Here is an 8613-nt window from a genome sequence, read left to right on the forward strand (position 1 = left end):
AAGTTAGTTTGTCTAGCATCTAAAAATAAAAATTGACGTTCACGTTGTTTGTTTCGTTCAGTTTTCAAAGAACTTGTTTGCCGCTCATTTGCGACTCCCTTATGTTAACATCTTCGTTAGTTAATGTCAACTAGGTTTTTCATTTTGTTTGCCGCGTTCTGCGTTATTGCATCGGCGACTTGTTCTATATTACACCTCTATCTCCTAATCGTCAATACCTTTTATCCTTTTTATTTTATAAATTCTAAAGGGTATTGAACCTTCTTCATTTATACTCCGTTCCTAGAGATTAATAAACTGGTGCAATCACTTTCATAATCGACAGTTTACACTTTCTTACTTACACCTTTCTAAAGAATGAATAGCAAGCCAAACAAATATATATTAAAGGTAGCACTTTTTATTCCGAGTACATTCCAGCTGCATTCACAATTATCTCCTACCACTTCTCTCTAGGAATTATACATACACCATGCATTTACTAAAAATCTAATTAACTTAGGAGGCGTTATGAAATGCATGTTAATAAGAAGATCATTTATGTATCCCATGATGCCCATTTCCACGGAGCACAGCTGCTTTCTTTACATACTATTAAAGCTCTTAAAGAAAACTTTCATTACTCCGTCGCCATTATTTCTATTGGAACGGGCATTTTAATCCACGATTTTCAAAAGTATGGTCCTGTTTATTGCCTAGAGGAAGACTACCCAACAGAAAAAAGGGTCGAATTATTAATAAAGAAGTTACTATCACAAGACTATACCATCGCCATATGTAGTACCGTCATAAGTGGTGATATAGTTGCATTGCTGGCTAAACACAATATAAAAGTTATTTCATTAATACATGAATTGCCGCATTTAATACAACAGTACTCTGCCGAGGGGAAAGCTAGAAACATTGCCCAGTTTGCTTACAAAATTGTCTTCCCTTCACAGTACGTGTATGAAAAATTCTGTACAATCACCCAATTAGATCATCAAAAATGTCACATCCTCCCTCAAGGCTTGTTTAACCACAATCCTTATAAGAACAATATTGCAAAAGCTAGAAGCGAATTACGAAAAAAACACAACCTGCCTCTAGATAGCAAAATCATTTTAGGAGTAGGTTTCGCTGATCATCGGAAAGGGATAGATTTATTCTCACTTATTGCTTACTCAGTAAGAAAGGTTCATACGAATATTCATTTTATCTGGGTTGGGAGAACAGATGTTCATTTCTTTAACACGCTATCCCCAAGATATACAGCACATTTCACATTAGTTGAGCCTACTCCAGATATCGGTTTATATAACGCCGGGGCTGATTTATATTTATTAACTTCAAGAGAAGATCCTTTTCCAAACGTTGTTTTAGAGGCATTAGATACAAAAGTCCCTGTTATAGGGTTTAAAAACGCTGGAGGTTTTGAAGATGTTGTTACGGAACAAACTGGCGCCTTAGTAGACTTTTTAAATTTACCGCAGATGCTGGAAAGAATATATGAATTTATTGGAGATGAAGACTTACGATTACAAAATGGGCGCTTTGGCCAAGAGCTTATTGAAAAAGATTTCAACTTTCTTCATTACATTTATCAACTGTTAAACCTACTTGATCATAATTACAAAAAAATAAGCGTAATCATACCGAACTATAATTACGAAAAATACTTATCTGACCGAGTTAAATCCATATTAAACCAAACCTATCCCCTTTACGAACTAATTTTCCTAGACGATGCCTCTACTGACAATAGCGTATCTATATTTGAACAGCTGCTCTCAAACGAAAATAAGCCCCACCTAAAAGTTCAGCAGATTATTAATGATAAAAACTCTGGTTCTGTATTTAAACAATGGATAAAAGGCATCTCTGCAGCAACCGGTGATTATATTTGGATTGCAGAGGCCGATGACTTATGTGATCAGACATTTTTAGAAGAAGTAATACAAGGGTTTCATATAAATGGTGATGTTACCTTAAGCTACACACAATCAAAACAAATAGATGAACAAGGAAATATCCTAGCCAATCATTATTTAGATTACACAAATGATATTGATAAAGAAAAATGGAAAAGTTCTTATTTCCGAAAAGGGATAGATGAAATACAAGATACATTACTTATTAAAAACACCATACCTAATGTCTCAAGTGTAGTTTTTAAAAACATAGATATAAAAACAACAGAAAAACAATTAGAAAAGTTTAAAGTAGCTGGTGATTGGTTTTTCTATGTTTCTATTCTTAAAGAGGGGAACGTTTATTTCAATCCAAAACCGCTAAACTATCATAGACGACATACAAATAGCGTAACGAGAACAGAAGATTCATATTCCCATTACAGTGAAGTTGTACAAATGCAGAATTTCATTAAAGAAACCTTTACTATCGACGACATTTCAAAAAAGAAAATGTACACATATAGAAAGTACCTTAAAGCATATTTGAAGATTTAATGATATATTTTATTCGCCATCAGTATCTCTTGTAAAACGTTACTATCATTTAAGGGGGGTTACTCTTTGAAAGAATTTATAGAAGCAAATAAAGATTTGTTTTCTCAAATTGCACACAAATACAATGTAAATGCAAGTATCCATCCAGAGGATCATATCTTTCAATTCCTTGTCACTAATCCAGTCTTCCCATCTAAAAAAGAAGCGATAGATTATTATTTTCAAGATGGGAGAAAATCCGCAGAAACACTTTTAGATTTAATTACTTCCTTTTATCCCCCTATAGACACTCCAATTAAATTATTAGAATTCGCATCCGGATATGGCTGCGTAACACGTCATTTATTAAACCCACAAACGAACTTAAGTATAACTACCTGTGATATACATGAAGAGGCTATTACTTTTATTGAAAACACATTAAATACTTCTTCTATCTTATCTCACCCTGAACCTGAACAAGTAAAATTGGCCTCGTCTACGTATGATATCGTCTTTTGTCTATCCTTTTTTTCTCATATGCCTGATACAACTTGGTTTCGTTGGCTTCAAACATTGTATAATGCTGTTTCTCCTGAAGGCTTACTCATTTTCACAACTCATGGTTATCAAAGTAAAAAGTACTTCAGCTTTCCAGATTTAAATAAACAGGGTTATTGGTTTCTCCCTTCTAGTGAACAATTGGATTTAAATGTTCATCAATACGGGCAAACGATCGTTAGTCCCTCTTACGTATGTGACAAAATTAAATTATTACCCTATAACCCTGTCATCAAAAAATACACTGAAGGTTTTTGGTGGGAACATCAAGACCTTTGGGTAATAAAAAAAGAAATAAAATAATAAACCACGCTCTACTGATACAAAAGTAGGGCATGGCTTATTATTTTTTACTATATAAGAACTCTTCAATCCATAGCTTATTTAATCTAATTCCACTTTTGAAATCTATTTTCGGTTCCCAATTACATTCTCGTCTTACTCTATCTATATTTAAAATGATTTTTTGAACATTTTCTTGCCTTTGTTTATAGCAGGTAAAGTCCACTTTTCTTTCCGTTAATTTCTCCAATTCTACTATAATTCGTTTTAAAGAGAGACCCTTGCCGCTCCCTATGTTATACACACAAGATTTCAAACGATTTAATTGCGATAGTTGTATAGTGATTTCAACTAAATCATCGATATAAATATAATCTCGAATAATCTCTTGTGGATTCCCATATATATTAATCTTTTCATTACTGAGATGCTGATACAAAAAACAATTTATTGCCCCAACTTTCTTTAAAGGATTTTGATATTTTCCATATGGATTAGAATATCTACATACAACATAGTCAATTCCGTATTTTTTCTTATAAAAGTACAAGTAATTTTCAAGCGATACTTTTGTTATTCCATAAGGAGAAAGTGGTTTTAATTGATGTTCCTCATCAATAGGTAAATATTCTGGTTCACCATAAACCGTGCCTCCAGAAGATGCTAATACAATTTTTTTAACAGGAAAATTTTTAACACTTTCCATGAAGTTAAGAAAAAAAAAGCTACTGTTTATATCTCCGAAAACATCTTCAATTGAAGTTGCTACATTAGACGTTGCAGCTAAATAAATAATAATATCCACACTCACTAAAGCTTTATATATATCTTTAACATTCGCTAAATCACCTTTAATAAATTCAACCTCACTTATAATATTTTGAGGGAAATTATTTATATGTCTGGAAAATACTTTTACATTTTGACCTTGTTTCAATAAACCTAATGCGAGGTTTATACCAATGAAACTATTTCCGCCTACTATTAAATAATTATTCTTCCTCATAATATCCTCTCTAGTAATAAGATTTTTGCTTATCACACCTAGAAATACAAATAAACGAACTTGGTCACCTCTATTATTCATTCTCTTATAATTGTATGCCCCTTATAAATTTTCATTATCTTTATTTTATATTTTCCTTTTAGAATCGATACCTTATTTAAGATGACCGCAAAAACACTCATAATATTTACTCATTCCCATGAATATATTGGATTAGTAAAAACTTGCCTTCTCATATTCTCGTTTATTCTATTTAAAAACCTTCTCCATAAATAAAACTTTCAAAAGGGAGCACTACATGTATGAAGAATGTAAATCAAGAGCTTTTAAATCATGTAATCCTACATAAAGATCGAATCCCACATTTCCATAAAGACTTTCCACTTATACTATTTTGGAGCCATAGAAGCGGATGTACTACTTTAGCTAATTGGTTCTTTTTTCAAATTGGATTATTTCCTGAAGCAAAGAAATACCATGACTTTATTCATTACTATGAATTCTGGGTGTATAAAAACAACACCAACTACATACCAGCGTTACAAAATGGGCTTCTAACAGCAAAAAAAGATGTTTGTAAACTTGTACGGAATCCCTATACAAGGGCGGTCAGCTCCTTTTTATTGCTTGCTGACAATCCATATGCTAGCCCTCAATGGGAAAGTATCCGGCATTATTTTTATAATGACAAATATAGTAATCAAGGAATATCATTTAAACAATTTTTATATTACGTTCAAGCATTCGGTTCCAATTCCCTAGCAATAGATATACATTTTAGTCAGCAATACGTCCCAGGTGAAGAAAACTTCATCCAATGCTATATTCCTTTAGAAGATTTTAATACACAAATCACCAAGATAGAACACACATACGATTTGACTAAATCAAATTTAGCGCTTCTTACAAATTCAGATCATCATCGTGCTCATAAGATGCTTTATACGGGAAGCTATGCAGAACTTAGCATTACAGATGCATCCTTCCCCCGCTTTCCAACATATGAAAGCTTTTATGATAAAGAAACCATGGGTTTAGTTACAGAAATATATGCACAAGACTTTGAAATGTATCCGTACACAAAAGGGACATTCTAAGTCGATACATTCTTCAATGAATAAAAGCGAATGTATCGCATAGCATAAAGTGAAACTTTAATTAGCGTGGGGTTCTCTCCCGCTAATTGTTCCATTCTACCAATCTCACTTTTATGAGTTCCCTAATTTCCACCCACTCTCTTTGATTTCGCTGGTTGTTGACGTGTGTGTCATATGCATTTTTTTACACAGGAGTGATGTCATGTGGAAGGTAATTTGAAGCACAATAATGGATATTGCGTTATTTGTGAGAAGAAAGCTACATTTATAGAGCATAATGATTGGCTTAGAGATCACTACTTATGTTCTACATGCCACTCTATACCAAGGCAGCGCGCTCTAATCCATGTTTTAAATACATTTTTTCCAAAATGGGGTTCCTATCATATCCACGAATCCTCTCCTGGGGGAATTACAACTCAACTACTAATAAAAAACTGCAAAAACTATACATACTCTCAATACTTTAAAAACTACCCTCTCGGCCAATACTTTCAAGGGGTTAGATGCGAGAACTTAGAAGACATGACTTTTCAAAATGAATCTTTTGATTTATTCATTACTCAAGATGTCTTTGAACATGTAATGGAGCCAAACAAAGCCTTTAAAGAAATAGAGCGTGTATTAAAGCCTGGCGGCGCTCATGTGTTTACTGTCCCTTGGTATCATACACTCACAAAGACTTTACAAAGAGCAAGAATCAATAAAGAAGGAATCGAATATATTGAGGAGCCAATTTATCATGGTAATCCTATTGATGAGAACGGGTCTTTAGTAACATTTGATTGGGGTCAAGATATGATTGAATACATTTATACACATGCAAATATGTATACCATTGTTTATTTACACAAGGATAGATCACTGGGGTTAGATGCTGAATTTCTACATGTTTTTATTAGTAAAAAACACGAAAATGATTTTTAGGAACTATATAATTTGGAGGTTAACAAATGAATAACTTTAAGTTAGGAAGTGATTTTGATAACCTTGTTAGCCCACTTTCTGATGTTGAACTTCTTAATCTATTTATACAAAGTTGCTCACAAACAAAGATAAATGGCATCCCCGTACCTATGTTCCCCTCCGAAGAAATTCAACAACAGTTTGTAGGTGCTTCCTATGAACATGCTCTTTATGAAGCATATTTGTTTTATAGCCTTGTAAAAACATATGCCCAAAATTTAGGCGTTCCCTTGAATAAAGAACGGAAAATTTTAGACTTTGGTTGCGGATGGGGAAGAATCATACGCTTCTTTTTCAAAGATGTTCGCCATAAAAATTTATTTGGTATTGATGTAGATCCTGCAATGATTAACCTTTGCAACGAAACGTTAGGAAGAGGCAGGTATAAAATAGCTCCCCCACAACCTCCTGTAGAATTTATTAATGACAATTCATTAGACATCATATTCGCTTATTCTGTATTCTCACATTTATCCGAAGAAACTGCAGAAAATTGGATAAAGGAATTTTCAAGAATTCTTCGTCCAGGTGGAATCCTCATCGCCACAACACAAGCACGCTATTTTCTCGATTTCTGTCAACAATTTAAGGAACACCCTGAATTAATTCAAACGGGATGGCATAAAACTTTATCTCAAGCTTTTCCAGATATAAATCGTGCCATCTCGGATTATGAAAGCGGCAATTTTATCCACAGCCCTACGGGAGCTGGAGACGTTAGAAACAGTAGCTTCTATGGGGAAACCGTTATACCTAGAACTTATATTAAAAACCACTATGAGAAGTATTTAAAGCTACGGGACTTTTTTGATGATACAAACCGGTTACCCCAAGCTCTATTTGTTCTCCAAAAAGATTAACTCTTTTCGCTCATTTTATAATGGAGATCATTTTGTATCTCAGCCGTATATATTAAATCATCAAAGATTTCCATATCAAGCAAACTGCACAAAAGAATTCATTATGCAGCATAAACACAGTAAGTAAATAACATATCTCATGTTTTAACTAGATTCGAAAAATCAAAAGTAACTTCCCACCACTTGAACTACGAAGAATATAAGGAGGATATATCTTGAAAATAATCGCTTTTTACTTACCACAGTTTCATCAAATAAAAGAAAATGACCGATGGTGGGGGAAAGGGTTTACTGAATGGACAAATACTAAAAGTGCACGACCTTTATTTTCAGGACATTACCAACCTAGAGAACCTTATCAAGATTTTTATTATGACTTAACCACCCCATCCGTAAGAAAATGGCAAGCAGAAATCGCCAAAGCACATGGTATATATGGTTTTTGTTATTACCATTACTGGTTTAAAGGGAAGAGGCTATTGGAGGCACCCTTTAATGAGGTACTTAAGATGAAGGAACCAGATTTTCCATTTTGCCTTTCTTGGGCAAATGAACCGTGGACAAAAACTTGGGATGGTCTTGATAGTCACATATTAATGCCTCAAAATTATGGAGAATTATCGGATTGGAAAGAACACTTTGAGTATTTATTGCAAGCTTTCCAAGATGAGAGATATATCCGTATAGACGATAAACCACTATTCATTATTTATCGCCCTGGGCATATCCCTCATTGTGAACAAATGCTTCATTATTGGAATACACTCGCACAAGAAAATGGTTTGAAAGGTATATACTTTGCAGAAACATTAAACAGCTTTCCACTTCCTAATATAAATGGATTTGATGCTAGCATTCAATTCGAGCCTTTTTATACAATTGCTCATGATAGCTCTTCAGACATAAATAAGACAATATATGAGTCTGGTAAACAAATAAACGCTTGGGATTATGATAAAGTGTGGATGTATATACTAAAGCGATCCCCTCCAGAGAAAAAAACATTTCCTGGTGCCTTTGTTGACTGGGACAATACAGCACGCCGCAAAGACTTAAATAGCAGCATCTTCCTAGGTTCTACCCCTAGGAAGTTCACGATATATTTAAGCAAACAAATCCAGCGTACCTATTCTCTTTACAACAGCGAGTTTTTATTTATTAATGCGTGGAATGAATGGGCAGAAGGTACTTACTTAGAACCAGATAAAAGGCATGGATTCGCCTATTTAGAAGGAGTTAAGCAGGCAATTAACAGAGGTATGAAAGCATACAAAAAAGACGAGTCATTCTGACTCGTCTTAAAATTGCTTGGCGACGTCCTACTCTCACAGGGACAAGGTCCCAACTACCATCGGCGCTAGAGAGCTTAACTTCCGTGTTCGGTATGGGAACGGGTGTGACCTCTCTGCCATCAT

At 34.1% G+C, this 8613-nt stretch carries 7 protein-coding genes and 1 rRNA gene; 6 read left to right on the forward strand and 2 right to left on the reverse strand.

Going from position 1 to position 8613, the window contains the following annotated elements; translation table 11 throughout:
* Positions 1-515: 515 nt before the first annotated feature.
* Both MR066_RS26860 and MR066_RS26865 read left to right on the forward strand, forming a co-directional pair.
* Positions 516-2447, forward strand: coding sequence for a glycosyltransferase (locus tag MR066_RS26860; RefSeq protein WP_088038221.1), 1932 nt, complete (start codon positions 516-518; stop codon positions 2445-2447).
* Positions 2448-2513: 66 nt separating this feature from the next.
* Positions 2514-3290 carry a class I SAM-dependent methyltransferase gene (locus MR066_RS26865; protein ID WP_242249044.1) on the forward strand — a complete coding sequence of 259 codons (777 nt, stop codon included), beginning with the start codon at positions 2514-2516 and terminating at the stop codon, positions 3288-3290.
* A gap of 40 nt (positions 3291-3330) precedes the next feature.
* On the opposite strand, the gene MR066_RS26870 is transcribed toward MR066_RS26865, so the two are convergent.
* Positions 3331-4275: an NAD-dependent epimerase/dehydratase family protein gene (locus MR066_RS26870; protein WP_088038227.1), complete on the reverse strand. Its 945-nt coding sequence runs from the start codon at positions 4273-4275 to the stop codon at positions 3331-3333.
* A 302-nt stretch (positions 4276-4577) separates the two neighbouring features.
* Between MR066_RS26870 and MR066_RS26875 the strand changes: the two genes are divergently transcribed.
* The 4 genes from MR066_RS26875 (at position 4578) to MR066_RS26890 (ending at position 8490) form a co-directional block, all read left to right on the forward strand.
* Positions 4578-5372: a sulfotransferase family 2 domain-containing protein gene (locus tag MR066_RS26875; protein ID WP_088038217.1), complete on the forward strand. Its 795-nt coding sequence runs from the start codon at positions 4578-4580 to the stop codon at positions 5370-5372.
* Positions 5373-5576: 204 nt separating this feature from the next.
* A complete protein-coding gene (locus MR066_RS26880; protein ID WP_002029458.1) occupies positions 5577-6299 on the forward strand; it encodes a class I SAM-dependent methyltransferase in 723 nt (240 codons plus the stop codon).
* Between the two features lie 26 nt (positions 6300-6325).
* Positions 6326-7198, forward strand: coding sequence for a class I SAM-dependent methyltransferase (locus MR066_RS26885; RefSeq protein WP_242249045.1), 873 nt, complete (start codon positions 6326-6328; stop codon positions 7196-7198).
* Positions 7199-7413: 215 nt separating this feature from the next.
* Entirely contained in the window at positions 7414-8490 is a 1077-nt protein-coding gene (locus MR066_RS26890; RefSeq protein WP_002140175.1) for a glycosyltransferase WbsX family protein, read from the forward strand.
* A 14-nt stretch (positions 8491-8504) separates the two neighbouring features.
* Here the strand turns inward: MR066_RS26890 and rrf are convergent.
* A 5S ribosomal RNA gene (gene rrf, locus MR066_RS26895) occupies positions 8505-8613 on the reverse strand; the annotation flags it as partial.

This window comes from Bacillus cereus group sp. BfR-BA-01523 (assembly GCF_022662615.1).
GTDB classification, from domain to species: Bacteria; Bacillota; Bacilli; order Bacillales; family Bacillaceae_G; genus Bacillus_A; species Bacillus_A mycoides.

Excerpts from the sequence above, each read along its gene's own strand:
- MR066_RS26860 (WP_088038221.1), top strand. The coding sequence starts at position 516 with ATGCATGTTAATAAGAAGATCATTTATGTATCCCATGATGCCCATTTC.
- MR066_RS26870 (WP_088038227.1), bottom strand. The coding sequence starts at position 4,275 with ATGAGGAAGAATAATTATTTAATAGTAGGCGGAAATAGTTTCATTGGT.
- MR066_RS26875 (WP_088038217.1), top strand. The coding sequence starts at position 4,578 with ATGAAGAATGTAAATCAAGAGCTTTTAAATCATGTAATCCTACATAAA.
- MR066_RS26885 (WP_242249045.1), top strand. The coding sequence starts at position 6,326 with ATGAATAACTTTAAGTTAGGAAGTGATTTTGATAACCTTGTTAGCCCA.